This is a genomic window from Cupriavidus phytohabitans (assembly GCF_017815025.1).
Taxonomy (GTDB): Bacteria; Pseudomonadota; Gammaproteobacteria; order Burkholderiales; family Burkholderiaceae; genus Cupriavidus.
The window spans coordinates 38183-54225 of sequence record NZ_JAGIQB010000024.1; the positions used below are offsets into that span (position 1 = coordinate 38183).

At 67.8% G+C, this 16043-nt stretch carries 14 protein-coding genes; 4 read left to right on the forward strand and 10 right to left on the reverse strand.

Features of this window, described 5'->3' with window-relative positions; all coding sequences use genetic code 11:
• Window positions 1-5 precede the first annotated feature (5 nt).
• The 8 genes from J8I34_RS17795 to J8I34_RS17830 form a co-directional block, all read right to left on the reverse strand.
• Complete coding sequence (locus J8I34_RS17795; protein WP_029047257.1) at window positions 6-1715, reverse strand: thiamine pyrophosphate-binding protein; 1710 nt, start codon at window positions 1713-1715, stop codon at window positions 6-8.
• Window positions 1708-2511, reverse strand: coding sequence for an SDR family oxidoreductase (locus J8I34_RS17800; protein ID WP_209775315.1), 804 nt, complete (start codon window positions 2509-2511; stop codon window positions 1708-1710). The genes J8I34_RS17795 and J8I34_RS17800 overlap by 8 nt, the downstream gene beginning before the upstream one ends.
• A gap of 5 nt (window positions 2512-2516) precedes the next feature.
• Window positions 2517-3368, reverse strand: a complete 852-nt coding sequence (locus tag J8I34_RS17805) for an IclR family transcriptional regulator (protein WP_029047259.1) — start codon at window positions 3366-3368, stop codon at window positions 2517-2519.
• A 31-nt stretch (window positions 3369-3399) separates the two neighbouring features.
• On the reverse strand, window positions 3400-3936 hold the full coding sequence (locus J8I34_RS17810) for a cupin domain-containing protein (RefSeq protein WP_029047260.1): 537 nt from the start codon (window positions 3934-3936) through the stop codon (window positions 3400-3402).
• A 46-nt stretch (window positions 3937-3982) separates the two neighbouring features.
• The gene (locus J8I34_RS17815) at window positions 3983-4756 is read right to left on the reverse strand and encodes an SDR family oxidoreductase (protein WP_209775316.1); all 774 of its coding nucleotides are present in this window, start codon (window positions 4754-4756) and stop codon (window positions 3983-3985) included.
• On the reverse strand, window positions 4749-5819 hold the full coding sequence (locus J8I34_RS17820) for an aromatic ring-hydroxylating dioxygenase subunit alpha (RefSeq protein WP_209775317.1): 1071 nt from the start codon (window positions 5817-5819) through the stop codon (window positions 4749-4751). Before J8I34_RS17820 ends, J8I34_RS17815 begins: the two co-directional genes overlap by 8 nt.
• Window positions 5820-5857: 38 nt before the next feature.
• Window positions 5858-6163 (reverse strand): recombinase-like helix-turn-helix domain-containing protein, encoded by a 306-nt coding sequence (locus J8I34_RS17825; protein WP_371748097.1) that lies wholly within the window; start codon window positions 6161-6163, stop codon window positions 5858-5860.
• A gap of 237 nt (window positions 6164-6400) precedes the next feature.
• Window positions 6401-7285: an alpha/beta fold hydrolase gene (locus tag J8I34_RS17830; RefSeq protein WP_209775319.1), complete on the reverse strand. Its 885-nt coding sequence runs from the start codon at window positions 7283-7285 to the stop codon at window positions 6401-6403.
• 580 nt (window positions 7286-7865) lie between these two features.
• Here J8I34_RS17830 and J8I34_RS17835 point away from each other — a divergent pair.
• The 3 genes from J8I34_RS17835 (at window position 7866) to J8I34_RS17845 (ending at window position 10710) form a co-directional block, all read left to right on the forward strand.
• Window positions 7866-8960, forward strand: a complete 1095-nt coding sequence (locus J8I34_RS17835; protein ID WP_029047265.1) for a porin — start codon at window positions 7866-7868, stop codon at window positions 8958-8960.
• A gap of 117 nt (window positions 8961-9077) precedes the next feature.
• Window positions 9078-10064, forward strand: a complete 987-nt coding sequence (locus J8I34_RS17840; protein ID WP_209775320.1) for a Bug family tripartite tricarboxylate transporter substrate binding protein — start codon at window positions 9078-9080, stop codon at window positions 10062-10064.
• A 154-nt stretch (window positions 10065-10218) separates the two neighbouring features.
• Entirely contained in the window at window positions 10219-10710 is a 492-nt protein-coding gene (locus J8I34_RS17845; protein WP_209806611.1) for a DUF421 domain-containing protein, read from the forward strand.
• Between the two features lie 40 nt (window positions 10711-10750).
• Here J8I34_RS17845 and J8I34_RS17850 read toward each other — a convergent pair whose 3' ends face one another.
• Together J8I34_RS17850 and J8I34_RS17855 are read right to left on the reverse strand one after the other, a co-directional pair.
• Entirely contained in the window at window positions 10751-12334 is a 1584-nt protein-coding gene (locus J8I34_RS17850) for a fatty acid--CoA ligase (RefSeq protein ID WP_209775322.1), read from the reverse strand.
• A gap of 37 nt (window positions 12335-12371) precedes the next feature.
• A complete protein-coding gene (locus J8I34_RS17855) occupies window positions 12372-13154 on the reverse strand; it encodes an SDR family NAD(P)-dependent oxidoreductase (protein ID WP_029047269.1) in 783 nt (260 codons plus the stop codon).
• 409 nt (window positions 13155-13563) lie between these two features.
• Between J8I34_RS17855 and J8I34_RS17860 the strand changes: the two genes are divergently transcribed.
• Entirely contained in the window at window positions 13564-15837 is a 2274-nt protein-coding gene (locus tag J8I34_RS17860) for a mechanosensitive ion channel family protein (RefSeq protein ID WP_245175990.1), read from the forward strand.
• The last annotated feature ends 206 nt before the right edge of the window (window positions 15838-16043 follow it).

A 16043-nucleotide genomic window follows, 5' to 3' on the forward strand; every position in this document is an offset into this window, starting at 1 on the left:
TCTCCTCAGGCGCTGACGGTGGCCTGTTCCGAAGCCGGGGTTTCCTTGTTCACCGGCGGGCCGGCAAACACGGTCTTGAAGCTGCCGATCGACAGCATGTCGATTTCCAGCAGGAACGGGCCGGGCTCGACCGTGGCCTGCTCCAGCGCGGCACCGACTTCGGCCAGGCTGCTGACGCGCGCATGGCGCAGCGACAGTGACTTCGCCAGCGCGGCGTAGTCGGGCGTATGCAGGTCCACGTAGTGGCGGCGGCCGCCGTACTGTGCGTCCTGGATGTTCTTGATCACGCCGTAGCCCTTGTCGTTCATCAGCACGATGACCATGTCGGCGCGTTCCTGCACGGCAGTGGCCAGCTCACCCAGGTTCAGGATGAAGCCGCCGTCGCCGGCCAGAGTGAAGGTCTTCTTGCCCGATGCGGTAGCCGCCGCGCCGATCGCGGCGCCGATGCCCATCGCCAGGCCCTGGCCGATGCCGCCGCCCAGCGCATGCACGCCGGCGCGCGAGTCGAAGATGCGCAGTTCGCGGTTGCCCCAGGTGCTGTTCGACACGGTCACGTCGCGCACCCAGTTGAAGTTGCGGCCCACAGCACCTTGCAATGCCTGCACCAGTGCCGAGTACGGGCCCAGGCCATCGACCAGGCTGTTGACGGCGGTGTCGTGCGCGCGGCGCAGGTCGGCGGCGAAGGCCGGGTCGACCTTCATACGCTTTTCGAGTCGATCTGCGAGGGCGTCCAGCGCCAGCGCGGCGTCACCGCTGACAAAGTAGTCGCTCAGGTAGCAGCGGCCTTCGGCGGCGGGATCGGCGTCGATGCGCAGCAGCGGGCGCGGCAGCTTCAGTTCGTACTTCAGCGTTTCGTTGCCGCGCAGGCGCGAACCCACCACCAGCATCGCGTCGCAGGTCTGGTAGAAGGCCTCGACCGGCTTGTGCAGGTTGTAGGCGCCCAGCGAGCGCGGATCGTCCTCCGCCACGATGCCGCGGCCTTGCGTGCTGGTGACCACGCCGAAGCCCAGGTCGAGCAGGCGCTGCACCTGCTTGCTGGCGTGGCGCGCACCGCCGCCCAGCCACAGCAGCGGGCGCCGGGCGTTGACCAGGCGCTCGGCCAGCGCATCGAGCGCGTGCGCCGACGGCACGTGCTGCGGCACCGGCAGCGGCTGCAGGTCAACCGGCATGTCGATCAGCGCGGCCTGGATGTCGATGGGGATTTCCACGCTGACCGGGCCGGTCGGCGCCGTCAGCGCGGTCTGCACCGCCAGCTTGATGGTGCTGATCGCGGTGTCGGCGCTGCGGATGCGGAAAGCGGCCTTCGACACGGCCTTCAGCATGGTGAGCTGGTCCGGCGCTTCGTGGATGTAGGCCAGGCTCTGGTCCAGGTACGGCGTCTCGATCTGGCCGGTGATATGCAGCATCGGCGTGCCGGCGGTCAGCGCTTCGACCATGGCGCCGGCGGCGTTGCCCGCGGCGGTGCCGGTGCTGGTCAGGCACACGCCCAGGCCGCCGGTGGTGCGGGCACAGGCGTCGGCCATGTTGGTGCCGCCCGCTTCGCCGCGCGCCGGCACGAAGCGGATCTTGCCGCGCTCGCCCATGGCGTCGAGGATCGGCATGTTGTGGATCGAGATCACGCCGAACGCGGCCTTGACCCCGCACTGCTCAAGGAACGCCGTGATGGCGCAGCCGACGGTGACCTGCTGTTGTTCGTACTGGTGTTGATTAGGCATGACGGGAGTGTCCTCCGGAGATATCGATATGGCTGCCCGTGGTGTACGAAGACAACGGCGAGGCAAGGAACAGGATGGCGCGGGCTGCCTCGACAGGCAGTCCCAGACGTCCAAGGGGAATATGTTTCTGCTGGGCCAGGCGCGCGGTCCACGCGCCCCAGTCCAGGTGGCGGTCTTCTTCGGGGCGCGCCTCGAAGCGGCGGCGCCACTGGCCCGACTCGACCAGCCCGATCAGGATGCCGTTGACGCGGACACCTTTGGGCGCGAACTCGGTGGCCATCGAGCGCACCAGGTTCAGCACGCCGGCGCGCGCGGCGGAAGTCGCCACCATGTGCGGCTCGGGCTGCTGCGCCAGCAGCGAGTTGACGCAGACGATGGCGCCCTGGCCCGACTTCTCCAGCTGCGGCAAGAACGCGCGCGTCGGGTGGATCACGGAGAAGAACTTGAGCTGCAGTTCGTCCATCCAGGCCGCGTCTTCGGTGTTGGCGAAGGTGGACACGCGGCCCTGGCCGGCGTTGTTGACCAGCATGTCGACGTTGCCCAGCGTGGCCTGCACGTCGGCGGCGAAGGCGGCGACCTGTTCCGGCCTGAGCACGTCGCAGGTGGCGGCATGGAGCCGGCACCCGGGGAATGTCTCGCGCAGCTGCGCTTCGGCGCTGCGCAGGCGGGCTTCGTCGCGGCCGCACACTGCGACTGCGGCGCCCGCTTCGAGCAGCAGTTCGACGGTCGCCAGCCCGATGCCGGAGGACCCGCCGGTAACGACGGCAACCTTGCCGCCGAGTTCAATCATGGACATTGTCCTCACTCCCGATACAGATTCACGACCTTGCCGGCGCTGTGCAGCGACGGCCGGTAGTCGAGCAGGCGCGACAGCTCGCCCGCGGTGTTCCTCACCTTCTCCACCATCGCGTCCAGCTGTTCCGGATCGATATGCGCGGCGGGGATGGTGGCGCCGAGCGCCGCCACCACCTTGCCGGTGCGGTCGCGCACCGGCGCGGCGATGGTCGAGATGCTGGCCTCGAAGAAGCCTTCCTGCAGCACATAGCCGCGCTCGCGGTCGCGCTGCACGATGGCAAAGAGCGCATCGGCCGTGCGCGGCGTGCTGTCGGAGAACACTTCCAGCTGCGCCTCCGGATACAGCGCGCGCAGTTCCGCCAGCGACAGGTCTTCGAGCAACACCCGGCCCAGCACCGTGGCATGCGCCGGCAAACGCGTGCCGACGTTGACCGAGCTGGCGAAGGGCCGCGGCGACACCGCCTTGGCCACATACACGATCGAACGCCCGTCGCGCACCACCAGGTTGGTCGGATAGCCGATCTCGTCGCGCAGCCGCTCCAGCAGCGGGCGGCCCAGCTCGGTCAGCTCCAGCGACGCCAGGTACTCGAACCCGAGGCGCAGCACCGCCATGCCCAGCCGGAAATCGCGGCCGCCGTCGGCGCGCTCGACAAAGCCCAGCATTTCCAGCGTGGCCAGCAGGCGGAACACGGTGGAGCGCGGCACCTTCAGGCGGCGCGCCAGTTCCGCGGCCGACATGGTGCGGTCCTTGCTGCTGAACTCGCCGAGCAGGCGCAGCCCGCGCTCCAGGCCCGGGACGATGTACTTGTCCGGGGTCTCGTTGGCGGCTGGCGTCGTCGGGAAGGCGTTGGTGTTCATGGTCAGTGCGTGCGGACGGGCCGGTGGCGCATCAGCGCTTGATCTTCGACAGCGGGTGCTCGGGCGGGTAGGTTGGCGTGATCGGCTTTTGGGCGCCGAGCATCACGCACATCAGCGCGTCTTCCTCGCCGATATTGATTTCCTCGCGGTACACGCCCGGCGGCACCGAGACCAGGTCGCGGTCGGTCAGGATGGTCTCGAAGCGCTCGCCGTCCTTTTCCAGGATCAGCTTGATCTTGCCGCGCATAACGAAGAACACCTCTTCCACGTCGGTGTGGATATGCGACGGGCCTTCATGACCGGCCGGGATGATCATCGTCGAGAAGGTGAAGTGTTCGCTCGGCACCGTGTTGGTGTCAGCGGCCACGCCGGTGCCGCCGGTGCCCAGGTAGCGCATCTGCGCGCGGCGGTACTTGGGGTCGTAGTCGGCCTGGAACTTCAGCGCGTCCCAGTCGTACTTACGCGTGGAGAAGCGCGCGACGCGGCTTTCCATCCACTGGTCGAACGAGGCGCCGTCCGGCTGGTCCCAGGAACGCTTGATGTTTTGCTGTTGGGAAAGATCGCTCATTTGGATTCCTTCTGCTTTTGATGTGGCTTTCGGTGGATCGGTTGGATCAATGCATGACAAAGCCGCCGTTGACCGCCAGCGTCTGGCCGGTCACGAAACGGGCGAGGTCGGACAGTGCGAACAGCACCGCGCCGCAGACGTCGTCGGGCAGTTGCTCGCGCGAGATCGCGCGCTGCTCGCGGTACAGGTCGTGGCGGTGCTGGGGCACGTATTCGGTGGCTTCCACCAGCGTCAGGCCCGGGGCCACCGCGTTGACGGTGATCTGGTCCTTGCCCAGCTCGCGCGCCAGCGAACGGGTCATGCCGATGATGGCGCTCTTGCTGGCCACATAGGCGAGCAGGTTGGGCGCGCCCCACAGCGGCGTATCCGAGGCCAGGTTGACCACCGCGCCACGGCCGCTGGCGCGCAGCGCCGGCAGGCAGGCGGCGGTCATCAGCCAGGTGCCGCGCACGTTGACGTTCATCACGCGGTCCCAGGTTGCGATGTCGATGGCGCTGGCGTCGCGGCCGCCCGAATCGGTCACGGCGGCGTTGTTGACCAGGCCGTCGAGGCCGCCCAGGGCCTTCACCGCCGCGTCGGCGCAGGCCTGCACCGAGGCGGGGTCCGACAGGTCCAGCGTGACCGGCACCACTTTCAGTCCGGCAGCCCGCAGCGCGTCAGCTTCCTGCTGCAGGCGCTCGGCCAGGATGTCGGCCATCGCCACGCTGGCGCCGGCTTCGGCGAGCGACTTGACGAAGGCCAGGCCCAGGCCGCGCGCGGCGCCGGTGACCAGCACCTTGCGGCCTGCCAGCAGCGTGTTGTTCTTGATGGCCTCAGGCATGGCTGGCGGCTCCGGAGGCTTGCGCCGGCTTCAGCATGGCAACCGGCTCGTCGGCGACTTCCTGCTCGGCGCGGCGCTTCAGCAGACGGCGCACGCGCGTGATGCCGGCATCGTGCTGGTACAGCATCTCGTGGTCGCGCGCGTTGGGGGCCATCATTTCCAGCACCACGCGGTCCTGCTCCAGCACGTCCCAGTGCAGCTGCTCCAGGCGATTGCGATACAGAAAGCGCCACACGTCGCGCTCCCAGCCCTGCACGTGGCGGGTACGCCAGAAGAACACCATGCAGTGGTCTTCATCCACCGGCGTTGCCATGCCGACGATGCCGAACGGACCGCCGGGGCCGACGCTGGCGCGGTACGGGATCGCCAGGCGCAGCCACAGCGTGCCGGTCTCGCCGAATTCCACCCAGTCGAAGTTGACGCCGCGCTGGCCGGTCTTCTCGAACACCAGGCCGTGCTCGGTTTCGCGGATCTGCATCACGGCGGACTTTTCGCCACAGGCCATCGAGTGCGACACCGCGTGCAGGTAGGCGCCGTGCATCGGGTCCATCACGTTGTCGATGGCGTAGCGGTAGTTGCAGTCCCAGTGCGCCACGCACAGGAAGTTGCTGTGTTCCTCGCTGACCAGTTCTTCCGGCAGGCGCAGCTCGTCGGGGCTGCCTTCGCCTTGCGGCGCCTGGTCGCCGAACCACAGGAAGATCGCGCCGGCCTTTTCCTGCACCGGGTAGCTGCGCACGCAGGTGCGGCCTTCCAGCGGGCAGCTCTCGACCGCCGGCACGCTCTTGACCTGGCCGTCGCCGCCGACTTCCACGCCGTGGTACCAGCAGGCGACGCGGTCGCCGAGGTTCCAGCCCATCGACAGGCGCGCGCCGCGGTGCGGGCAGCGGTCTTCCAGCGCGTGGACCTGGCCGGCGCCGTCGCGCCACAGCACGATGTTCTGGCTCAGGCGGGTGATGCCGATCGGGGCGTGGGACACCGCCCACGAGGCGGCGACCGGATACCAGTAATTGCGCAGGCCGGTGTTCAGGCGGGCTTCGGCGCGGGCTTGCTTGTTCGATTCCATGTGGTTCTCGCTAAAACGCTGTTCCGGGGCGGCTTGGTTCAGGCACCCAGACGGCGCATTTCCGACAGGAAACGCTCTTCGGTCCAGGGCTGGCTGTCGACGGTCAGGAAGCCGGCGGCGTTGAACGCGCGCACGATGTCCTGCGGGTTCTGCGCACCGCCTTCGAAGGCGGCCTCGAGCGCATCGCCAAGCGCGTTCTCATAGGCGCTCGGGGCGCTGGCGCGGGTCTGCCACACGATGTTGGCAACCTTGCCGGGCTGTTCGATATGGCCCTTGCCTGCGACGTTGTTCGGCGCCGGACGCTCCCAGGGCACCAGGTTCGGGTTGTACGAGAGGCTTTCCATTGCGCTTTGCTCCATGTCTTGCAGCTTGGGGGACCGTGTTCCGAACCGCCCGGACGCGCCCTGCTTTTGCGTCCGTCGTGTTTTACTAATGAAACACTGGTTTAGATATTGAACACAGGTACGACTATAGACAACGCGACCGCAAAAATTGACTGGGGTAAACCCGTGAGTCCGGGTCAGGTGGCGCAAGCGGCGCGCCAAGGCAGCGGCGCCGCGCTGCTGGCGGCGCCGGTGGGATCAGGCGGTGCCTTCAGGCAGCGCCGAGCGGATCAGCCGTGCAGTGGCGGCGGCCTGCTCGATGTAGCACGCATGGCCGGCGTCGGGGATCAGGGCCAGCGGCAGGTCGAAGCGTTCGGCCAGCGTGCCGCAGGCCACCGGCGTGGTCACCACGTCGTGGCTCCCGCAGGCGATGCGCGTGGGCAGCAATGGCGGACGGCGCGACAGGTAACGGTCGATATCGTCGCCGCACAGCATCGCCACGGCCTGGCGATAGCCGTCCGGGTTGAGCCGCTGCATGTTCCAGCGCACCCACGACTGTGCCCCGGCATCGGCCAGCTCGCTCAGCAGCCGGGCGGGCCCGCGTTGCGCCAGCCCTTCCACGCCGAGCGTGTCCAATGCCGCCAGCCGCTGCTGTGCCACCTGCTGCGCCTGCGCCTCCTTGCCCGCGGCGCCGTATCCCTGGGCCACGCTCAGCAGCAGCAGCCGCGCGGGCAGGTTGCGTGCATTGGCGACATAGGCCGCGGCCATCAGTGCGCCCAGCGAATGGCCGACGATCAGGGCAGGCTGGATCGCCAGCGCCTGCAGCATGCCGTCCAGCCGTTGCGCGTAGTCGGATGCCAGCGGGCGCTGCTGCGCCAGCGGCGTCGAATTGCCGTAGCCCGGCGCGTCCCAGGCGATCACGCGCGCCTGCGCGGCCAGCAGGCTGGCGCAAGGCAGCCATGAAGCTGCGCCTGAGCTGATGCCATGCAGCAGCACGATCGAGGGCCCGCTGGTGCCGCCGCTGCGGTAAGCCACCTGTGCGCCGCCGTCCACCGTTACCTCGCGTTCCGCAAACCCGTTGCTCAGGGCCTCCAGGAGCCGCCGGTCCGGCTGCGAAAAAGTGGGGGGCTGATTTTGTTTCATATATAAAACTTAGGTTTGCAAATAAAACCTCTGAAGCATAGGCGTGCGTATCGGGAAACTGGATCAGGGTAAACGATAGGTCTATCCGGCTAGAAAAGCCCAACGCACCGGGGCTGGTGCACGCACCGTTTGCGCGGCGTGGCCGGCCGTTGGCCTTTGCATCGGGCGCAATGCCTTTGGCGGTGCGGCAAAACGCGTGAAAGGACGGGCCTTGGATGGCCGCGCAGAGGCGTGACGACGCACCGTGCCGCGCGCACGCCAGGCTTCCCGCGAGTGCAGTCGGCGGCTGCCCAGCATGTCATCGCCGTACCGCACTAGGGATAACCCTCCTCACCGCTTTTCGAAACTCGAAGCTATATTTCGCTCAACGTTTCTTATGTTGTTTGATGTTCCATATATAAAACACGAAAGCGGCTATGACGGCATTTTTCGCCAGGCATCACCGCTTCTGACGGCTCACACGGGCCAACAAGAGGAGACACCCCTGCCAACAACGAGCCTGCCCTGAATCCGCCCGCCATCGCAGCGGCCCGGACCACAAAGACGAATACAAGACAGAAAAACGGAAGGAAACTGGTAGATGAAACTTGCACGAACCGCCGCGGCGCTGCTCGCGGCTTCCCCCCTGCTGGCCTCGGCCCAATCTTCGGTGACGCTTTATGGCGTCATCGATACCGGTGTCGAGTATGTGAGCAATGTCGGCGCCAACGGCGACAGCCTGGTGCGCGTGCCCAACAACACCGCCACGGTGCCGTCGCGCTGGGGCATCCGCGGCACGGAAGACCTGGGCGGCGGGCTGAAGGGCCTGTTCGTGCTGGAATCGGGCTTTTCCCCCGACACGGGCAACGCCAACCAGGGCGGCCGCCTGTTCGGGCGCCAGGCGCTGGTCGGGCTGAGCAACCAGTATGGCCAGCTGTCGTTCGGCCGCCAGTACACGATGCTGTTCTGGGCCATCCTCGACAGCGATATCCTGGGCCCGAACGTGTACGGTTCGGGCTCGCTCGACAGCTACCTGCCCAACACGCGCGCCGATAACGCGGTGGCGTACAAGGCCAACTTCAATGGCTTCGTGGTTGGCGCGACGTACAGCTTCGGCCGCGACGCGGTCAACGCCGGCCCCAGCCCGGCCGGCACCAATTGCGCCGGCGAGAACCCCGCCGACAAGAAGGCCTGCCGCGAGTGGTCGGCCATGATCGGCTATGACAGCAAGACCTGGGGCCTGATCGCGGCCTACGATTCGCAGCGCGGCGGCCCCGGCGCCTTCGGCGGCCTGACCAACAGCAACCTGACCGACGACCGCCTGTCGCTGGGCGGCTACATGCTGCTGAAGAACACCAAGCTTGGCGCCGGCTGGATCCGCCGCGACAACGAAGGCAGCCCCACGCCGGTCAGCGACCTGTACTACGCCGGCGTGTCCTATGACATCACCCCCGCGGTCAACCTGGCCGGCCAGGTCTACTTCCTGAACTACCACGGCAGCGACAACGAGGCCATGCTCTACGCGCTGCGCGCGACATACAGTTTCAGCAAGCGCACCTCGGTTTATGCCACCGCGGGCTACATCAACAACGACGGCCAGCTCGCCATGTCGGTGAGCGGTGGTTCGCCCGGCTCCAACCCCCGCCCTGGCGCAAACCAGTGGGGCTCGATGCTCGGCATCAAGCACATCTTCTGAGTCGGCCGAGTTGGCCACCACGCCCCGGCGCCGCGCGCCGGGCTTCACCAGCCGCTTCACCGGCCATGTTGGCCCCGGCCCCCGCCGGGCGCCAGGTTTTACCGAGGTCTGAACATCATGAAGTCTGCACGCCGCAAAGTCCTGGCCACGCTGGCCGCCGCCGCCTCCGTACTCTGCACCGGCACCTCCCTGGCGCAGGGCGCGTACCCGAGCAAACCCATTACCATCGTCGTCGCCTATCCGGCCGGCGGCGATGTCGACGTCCTGGCCCGCATGTTCGCGGAAAAGCTGGCCCCACGGCTGAAGCAGTCGGTGGTGGTGGAAAACCGCACCGGCGCCGCCGGCACCATCGGCAGCGCCTATGTCGCGCGCGCCAACCCGGACGGCTACACGCTGCTGCTGGCGCCCAACACCGTGGCCATCGCACCGCTGGTGCTGAAGGCCGGCACCGGCGCCACCTACGACGTGCAGCATGACTTCACGCCGATCTCGCAGATCGGCACGCAGTCGCTGTTCGTGGTGGTCAACAAGGGCACCGGCATCACCAAGGTCAGCGACCTGGTGGCGCGCGCCAAGTCCGGCAAGGTAGAAACCTATGCCACGCCGGGCAACGGCTCGCCGATGCACATCATGGGCGAACTGTTCAACAAGTCCGCCGGCATCAAGATCAGCCAGGTGCCATACCGAGGCCTGGCGCCCGCCATTGTCGACGTGATCGGCGGCCAGGTGCCGGTGACCTACGTCACGTACGGAGCGGTGGCGCAGTACGTGGGCAACGGCAGCCTGGTGCCGCTGGCGGTGGCGGACCTGAAGCGCTCGCCGTTCGCACCCAGCGTGCCGACGCTGGCGGAGCTGGGCTACAAGGATGTCGAGATCGGCGCCTGGCAGGCGCTGCTGGGTCCGAAGAACATGCCCGCCGACGTGGTGCGCACGCTCAACACGCACGTCAACGACATCCTGAAGATGCCCGACGTGGTGTCGCGCATGGCCACCATCGCGGTCACGCCGGCGGGTGGCGAGCCAGCCTCGCTGTCGAAGCTGATCGCGGCGGATACCACGCGCTATACGAAGATCGTGAAGGAATTCGGCATCCAGGCCGACTGACCTCGCACCGGCTGCCTCCTGCACAAGCGGCAGCCCGCCGGCTGCGCTACGGCAATCCGTACGCAGCCGCTGCAAGAATTACTGTCGGCGCGGCGGCGTGGCGTGCACAAGTGCCCTCCCTGCAAAGTGGCCCGGAAGTTGCTGCGTTCCGGGCATGGACTTCTCGTTCGACTGGCGCGAAGCGTTCTTCTTCACCATCTCGCCGCTCGAGACCGTCATTCGCGGCACGGTGATGTACTGGGCGCTGTTCCTGATGTTCCGGTTCGTGGTGCGGCGCGATATCGGCTCGATGGGCATTGCCGACCTGCTGCTGGTGGTGATCGTCGCCGACGCGGCGCAGAACGGCATGGCCGGCAAGGGTGAAGGCATTGCCGACGCCATGCTGCTGGTCGCCACGCTGATCGCGTGGAACCGGCTGATCGACCTGCTGGCCTACCATTTCCCCACGTTCCAGCGCTTTGCCGAAGCGAAGAAAATCCTGCTCGTGCGCAACGGCACCAGGCTGCGCGAAAACATGCGGCGCGAATCGATCACCGACGAAGAGCTGGAAGCCAAATACCGTGAACAGGGAGTCGAGAAGCTCGAGGAGATCAAGTCGCTGTACCTGGAGGCGGACGGCAAGGTCAGCGTGATCAAGAAGAAGTAGATGCTGCTCCCTGCCCCGCTCGCGGAACAGGGAGCCAGACTTAGTTCACCTGCCGGCTCATCCCCTCCCAGAACGGCTCGCGCAGCTTGCGCCGCAGCAGCTTGCCGGACGGATTGCGCGGCAGTGCGTCGACGAACTCGATGCTCTTCGGCACCTTGTAGCCGGCCAGCCGCTGGCGCGTCCACGCAATGATGCCGTCGCGGTCGGGCGACTGCCCCGGCTTGAGCACGACGATGGCCTTGACCGCCTCGCCCCACTTCTCGTCCGGCACGCCGATCACCGCCACGTCGGCCACCTGCGGGTGGCCGTAGATCGCGCTTTCGACCTCGGCCGGATAGACGTTCTCGCCACCGCTGATGATCATGTCCTTGACGCGGTCGTGGATGTACAGGTAGCCCTGCGCATCCATGTAGCCCGCGTCGCCGGTGCGCAGCCAGCCATCGGCGTCGATGGTGCGCGCGGTCTCCTCGGGCTGCTTCCAGTAGCCGGCCATGTTGTGCTGCGAGCGCACCACGATCTCGCCGACTTCATCCGGCCCGAGCGCGCGCCCTTCATAGTCCACTATCTTGATTTCCACGCCCGGCAGCGGCTTGCCTGCGGCACGCATGCGCGGCACCTCTTCGGTGGTGTGGTCCTCGGGCGGCAGTGCGACGATGGTGCCGGTGGTCTCGGTCATGCCGTACTGCTGCACGAAGCCGCAGCCGAACACCTCGATACCCTCGCGCAACAGCGCCGCCGGAATCGGCGCGGCACCGTACAGCAGGTACTTCAGCCGCGAGTAGTCCACCTGGTGCGCGCGCGGGTCGCGCAGCACGATCTGCATGGCCGCCGGCACCATGAACAGCTTGCTGACGCGCTCGTGCTCGATGAAATCCAGCACCGCGCTCGGGTCAAATTCGCGCGCGACCACGCCCTTGGCGCCCGAGAGCAGATTGCGCAGTCCCCAGCCCGAGCCGCCGATATGCGCCACCGGCATCGCCACCAGCGAGATATCGTCGGCAGTCCAGTGCGACCAGGGAATGCCTTCGCGCTCGCTGACCTCGGTGCCGATGGTCAGGTTGCGGTGCGTCAGCATCGCGCCCTTGGGCCGCCCGGTGGTGCCCGAGGTGTACAGCTGCAGCACCACATCATGCGGCGCCGGCCGGTGTGCCGGCGGGGTGGCCGGCTGCGCGTCGCGCCAGTCGGTGTAGCAAGGGGCATCGCCGCCGTCGGCGCACGGTTCCATCAGCACCACCTTGCGCACCATCGGCAACGCCGGCAGCAGCGACTTCGCCATCGCCGCCGATTCCGGCCCGACGAACAGCACCACCGCATCGCAATGGCCGACGATGAATTCGATCTCCGGCGGCGCCAGGCGCCAGCTGGCCGGCGTGGTGACGACGCCGGCCTTGGCCGCGCCGAGCAGCAGTTCGAAGTAGTGGTCGCTGTTCTTGCCGATATAGGCAATGCGGTCGCCCGCGTGGATACCCTCGGCCAGCAGCGCCTGCGCGACCCGGTCGGTATTGCGCTCGAAGCCGGCGTAGGTGGTCTGGCGGCCCTCGAACGCATACGCCACCGCGTCGGGCCGCAGCCCGGCGAAATGGCGCACGGCATCAGGCAGCGTGCTCAGGTAGCTGAAATCCATCCGCGTCTCCGTGTTGATTGGATCCAGGCCGCTTCGCTCAGCGCGGCGCCATCCGGATGGCGCCGTCCAGCCGCACGGATTCGCCGTTGAAATAGCCGTTGCGGCACATCTCGACGGCCAGCGAGGCGAACTCTTCCGGCTGGCCCAGGCGCTTGGGGAACGGCACCGAAGCAGCCAGCGCGGCCTTGACGTTCTCGGCGGCGCCCTGCAGCAGCGGCGTATTGAAGATGCCTGGCAGGATGGTATTGACGCGGATGCCCTCGCCCGCCAGGTCGCGCGCGATCGGCAGCGTCATGCCGACCACGCCGGCCTTGGACGCCGAGTACGCGGCCTGCCCCATCTGGCCATCCTGCGCCGCCACCGATGCGGTGTTGATGATCACGCCGCGCTCGCCGCCCGCGGTGTCCAGCGTCAGCATGCCTGCCGCCGAGCGCGCGATGCAGCGGAAGGTGCCGATCAGGTTGATCTGGACGATGCGCTCGAAGGCATCGGACGGGAAGAACTTGATCTGGTCCGGCGCCTCCTTGGAACGCGACGCGGTCTTGATGGCGTTGCCGGTGCCGGCGCAGTTGACCAGGATGCGCTCCTGGCCGATAGCGGCGCGCGCCTTGGCGAAGCCGGCTTCGACCTCGGCCTCGGAAGTCACGTTGACCTGGCAGAACACACCGCCCAGCTCGCGCGCCAGCGCTTCGCCCTTCTCGACGTTGAGGTCGAACAGCGCCACGCGCACGCCTTGCGCCGCCAGCGCCCGCGCCGTCGCCGCGCCCAGGCCCGAGGCGCCGCCCGTTACCACTGCCGATACCGATGCATTGAGTTCCATGCCGTCTTTCCTTTGTGCTTTGTGTCTTGTGTCTGGCCGGGCGGGCCACCGGCTCCGGTGCGCGCGCCCGTGATCTGTCCGCGATCCGTGAAGGCCGGCGGGTGCGGAAATGCCCACGCCGGAGTGGGTTCGAGATTCGTGGATCGGCGCAAGCCACGCATCGTCCGAAGCGACGAATGGTGCGGCGGGGCCCGGCAGGCCGGATGCCGCGGTGCGGCACCCGGCACCGCCGATGCGCTACAGTGGCGCGATCGACGGTCATTTCCGCGCGCCCCCGCCGGCAACGTCACGCCGGACCGGACACGGACATCCAGCCATGTGCAAACCCGATCGCAACGCCCACTCCCGATCGATGTGGCCACGCCGGCTCGCACCATGTGCCAGCCTGACCGCGCATGTCGTGCCGCTTATGCCGGCGCCGCTTATGCCGGCGCTGCTGGTGCTGGCGCTGTGGTTTGCGCTGCTGGCGCCGGCCACGGCTGCAGGCCCGCTTGCCACGCTGCTGGCGCCAGCCAAGCCCGCGCCCGCGAGCGCGCCGGCGGCCCCGGCCAGCGTGCCGCTGGCGCAGTCGCTCGACCAGGTCATCGCCACGCTGCAGGACGACCGCGAGCGGCGCGCGCTGGTCGGCCAGCTGCAGGCCCTGCGGCGCGGCCTGGACGCTTCCGGCGCGGTGCCGGCGCCGGCGTCCGCCGCGGCGGCCGGCGCTTCGGCACCGGGGCTGATCGGCGCCGTGGCCGAGGTGCTCGACGAAGTCGACACGCACCTGCGCGAGGACCGCGGGCCGTGGCAATACTGGGGCTGGCGCTCGCGCTTTGCCGGCGACGAATGGCGCGCCGCGCTGACCCATCACGGCACCCGCCCGGCACTGGACTCGCTGCGCGAATTCGCGCTGGTGCTGGCGGTATGGGCCGCAAGCGGCTGGGGCCTGTGGGAGATCGGCCACCGCATCCGGCGCCGCCGCGCGCCGCCCCGTCCGCGTACCGAGCGCTCCAGGCTGCCCGAGGTGCCATCCTGGGTGGATGTCGGCATTTTCATGCTGCGCCATATCGGGCCCTGGGTGGTCGCCTTCGGCATCACGCTGCTGATGGCGACGCGCACCTTCACGCATTCGCCAGCCGCCCTGGCGGCGGTACTGGTCGCATACGCCATCGTGGCGGGTGCCATCGCCGCCGCGATGTGCCAGGTCATCTTCGTCCTGTTCCGCACCGCCCACCGCCAGCTTGCGGTGCGACAGCTACTGGCGCGCTCGCCGTGGCTGCTATTCGCCATCGGCGCACTGGCGGCCCTGGGCGACAGCGCCACGGACAGCCGCGTCATCGCCGTGATCGGCACCAACCTCGCCGCGCTGGTGTCGACCACGGCAAATATCGCCGCGGCGCTGGGCATCGGCGTGTTCGCCCTTTGCTTCCGGCGCCAGATCGGCCAGCTGATCAGCCAGCGGCCGCTGGCCTTCCGCCAGTCGCACCCGGGCATGACCGACCTGCTGCGGCTGATCGGACAGGCCTGGCATTTGCCGGTGCTGGCGGTGGTGGTCACCTCGGTGATCGGCACGCTGCTCGCCGCCGGCCACGCCGATGTGTTCCTACGCCGCACCGTCGCCTCGGTCGCACTGTTCGTCGCGGCGCTGCTGCTGACCATGGTCGCCAGGCGCTCGCCCAAGGCAACGTCGCAGCCGCCGCGCTTCCGCGACCGCCGCCGCTCGGCCTACGTGCAGCGCTTCGGCCGCTTCGGGATCGCGCTGGTGCGGGTGCTGGTCTGGATGGTCTTTGTCGCCATGGTGATGCGCGTGTGGGGCACGTCGCCGGTGCGGCTTGCGGAGTCGTCGGCGGCCGGCCGCCATATCACCGAGACGGTGTTCAGCGTGACCAGCACCGTGCTGCTCGCCTGGCTGGTCTGGCTGCTGATCGACACCGCCGTCACGCAGTCGCTGTCGCCGGCGCATGGACGCGGCGCTCAGCCCAGCCTGCGTGCCAAGACCATCCTGCCGCTGGTGCGCAATGCCTCGTTCATCGCCCTGCTGGTGATCGCAGTGATTGCCGTGCTGGCCAACCTGGGCGTCAACGTGACACCGCTGCTGGCGGGCGCGGGGGTGGTCGGGCTGGCGATCGGCTTCGGGGCGCAGAGCCTGGTGCAGGACCTGATCACGGGGCTGTTCATCGTGGTCGAGGATTCGATTGCCATTGGCGACTCGATCGAGCTGCCTGACCATGCCGGCGTGGTCGAAGGCATGACCATCCGCACGGTCAAGCTGCGCGACGGCCGCGGTGCGCTGCATACGCTGCCGTACAGCCAGATCAAGGCAGTCAAGAACCTGTCGCGCGGCTATGGCTATGCCGTGTTCAGCATCGGCATCAGCTACCACAGCGACCTCGACCGGGCGCTCGAGCTGATCCGCACCACCGGCACGGAAATCGCGCGCGATCACCGCTACGCACGCAACCTGATGTCGGGGCTGGACATCCTCGGGCTGGACCGCTTCGACCCCAGCGGGCCGGTCGTGATGGCACAGTTCAAGACCCGGCCGCTGACGCAGTCGGAAATCACGCGCGCGTTCAATGCATGTCTGAAACGTAACTTCGACGCCAACGGCATCCACATGGCTTCGCCCAGCCTGACCATCCAGGTCGATGGCAAGGGGTTGCAGCTGGCGGGCGACGAGCAAGGGAACCCGGCGGCACCATAGCAGCCGGGTTCTTCACCCCGTTCGCAGAAACGGGTACGAGTACGGCAACCCGATTGTCCGTATTGCCATCGTGGTCTTTATGTCCCAAGAATTTCGGACACATGTGGCGTCTGTGAAACGCCCGGGACTAATTCCGTGCTGAAAATTTGACGCTCTCGTCACGTGCATTCCCATACGCCCGCCATATCGAGGCTGTGATTGCCCCG

Coding starts and splice junctions, on each gene's coding strand:
- J8I34_RS17795 (WP_029047257.1), bottom strand. CDS start 1,715: ATGCCTAATCAACACCAGTACGAACAACAGCAGGTCACCGTCGGCTGC.
- J8I34_RS17800 (WP_209775315.1), bottom strand. CDS start 2,511: ATGTCCATGATTGAACTCGGCGGCAAGGTTGCCGTCGTTACCGGCGGG.
- J8I34_RS17805 (WP_029047259.1), bottom strand. CDS start 3,368: ATGAACACCAACGCCTTCCCGACGACGCCAGCCGCCAACGAGACCCCG.
- J8I34_RS17810 (WP_029047260.1), bottom strand. CDS start 3,936: ATGAGCGATCTTTCCCAACAGCAAAACATCAAGCGTTCCTGGGACCAG.
- J8I34_RS17815 (WP_209775316.1), bottom strand. CDS start 4,756: ATGCCTGAGGCCATCAAGAACAACACGCTGCTGGCAGGCCGCAAGGTG.
- J8I34_RS17820 (WP_209775317.1), bottom strand. CDS start 5,819: ATGGAATCGAACAAGCAAGCCCGCGCCGAAGCCCGCCTGAACACCGGC.
- J8I34_RS17825 (WP_371748097.1), bottom strand. CDS start 6,163: ATGGAAAGCCTCTCGTACAACCCGAACCTGGTGCCCTGGGAGCGTCCG.
- J8I34_RS17830 (WP_209775319.1), bottom strand. CDS start 7,285: ATGAAACAAAATCAGCCCCCCACTTTTTCGCAGCCGGACCGGCGGCTC.
- J8I34_RS17835 (WP_029047265.1), top strand. CDS start 7,866: ATGAAACTTGCACGAACCGCCGCGGCGCTGCTCGCGGCTTCCCCCCTG.
- J8I34_RS17840 (WP_209775320.1), top strand. CDS start 9,078: ATGAAGTCTGCACGCCGCAAAGTCCTGGCCACGCTGGCCGCCGCCGCC.
- J8I34_RS17845 (WP_209806611.1), top strand. CDS start 10,219: ATGGACTTCTCGTTCGACTGGCGCGAAGCGTTCTTCTTCACCATCTCG.
- J8I34_RS17850 (WP_209775322.1), bottom strand. CDS start 12,334: ATGGATTTCAGCTACCTGAGCACGCTGCCTGATGCCGTGCGCCATTTC.
- J8I34_RS17855 (WP_029047269.1), bottom strand. CDS start 13,154: ATGGAACTCAATGCATCGGTATCGGCAGTGGTAACGGGCGGCGCCTCG.
- J8I34_RS17860 (WP_245175990.1), top strand. CDS start 13,564: ATGCCGGCGCCGCTTATGCCGGCGCTGCTGGTGCTGGCGCTGTGGTTT.